Here is a 1,041-nt window from a genome sequence, read left to right as displayed (position 1 = left end):
GTTGGTACCTTGCAGCCCATTGCCAACGCCACTGTTGCCGACTATCGCCACATTGTGATCCTTGCCTGGCGCCTCTATGGCCTCCAAGGCGAAGTGCCTGCTGCTGAAGCCCTCAACTTCAGCTCCTACACTCGTAAGTTCTCCCCCTCATCCTCCAGGGGCTGGCGTTTCTTGCCTTCGCTTGCCCAGATCCAACGGCACCACCTTCTACGTCCGCCCAGGTGACACGTTAGAATTTCGCATCCGCAACATACGCCAGCCTTGGTACGTTCGGCTCGAAGCTTGCATCCAAGTGCGAACACCCGCGCGCACCATGCTGTGGCTGAAAGTGTTCCCCTTCCAGAATGCACCCCGCCACTGCAGCCTCCATCCCTTTCTGGAGCTCTTTCGCCTTGACCGACAATACACTCTGATCCCTCTTAGCCAGGATTCCACCTACCAAGTCCATGCCCTCAGGCTGATGTACGCCACAAACAACAGAGACGAGTTCTCCCTAAACCCCTACCTGCACATAAACACCTCATGATTGACCGCTTTGCTCCCTGTTATTCCACCGCATCCTCACTGTCGTACTCATTAAGGTCGCACCTCACTAGGAAGTCTCGTTAGCCTAAACCGCTTAAAGTCACACCTCACTAAAAGCTCCCGTTAGCCCGACCCCACTCAGTGGCGAACGGGCTATTTCTGCGAATTCCCGTTCCCCCGTCCGATTAAGCCCAAACCCCACTGAAATCCCCGTTAGCTCCAGCTCCCACTAAATACTACGTTCTTTAATCGGTTGCAACGCCGCGTTGCGCGCAACATCGCGTCCCACAACCGGGATTCCGACCGACTGCCGGTAGCTGGCGTGACTGAGGCACTTTCCGGTGGTAGGCAATTTAGGGGGTAGTAGGGTGGAGGTAGGGGGTAGTAAAGCAAGTATTAGGGGGTAGTATTGAACAGCCTCATGAATGCCCACCCCTGCGGCCCTGCCTCCATTAGGAGGACGCCTTAACTTGGAAGAAATTCTTTCTACATTACTGCTAGGGTCACTACTTCACA

1 protein-coding gene is annotated in these 1,041 nt (G+C 54.9%); it reads left to right on the top strand.

Features of this window, described 5'->3' with window-relative positions; genetic code table 11:
- Positions 1 to 225 (top strand): hypothetical protein (locus V6D20_15995; protein ID HEY9817282.1); only part of this gene is annotated, 225 nt, incomplete at its 5' end.
- Positions 226 to 1,041: the final 816 nt, after the last annotated feature.

Source organism: Candidatus Obscuribacterales bacterium, assembly GCA_036703605.1.
Classification (GTDB): Bacteria; Cyanobacteriota; Cyanobacteriia; order RECH01; family RECH01; genus RECH01.
This window is presented reverse-complemented; position numbering and strand designations above follow the sequence as displayed.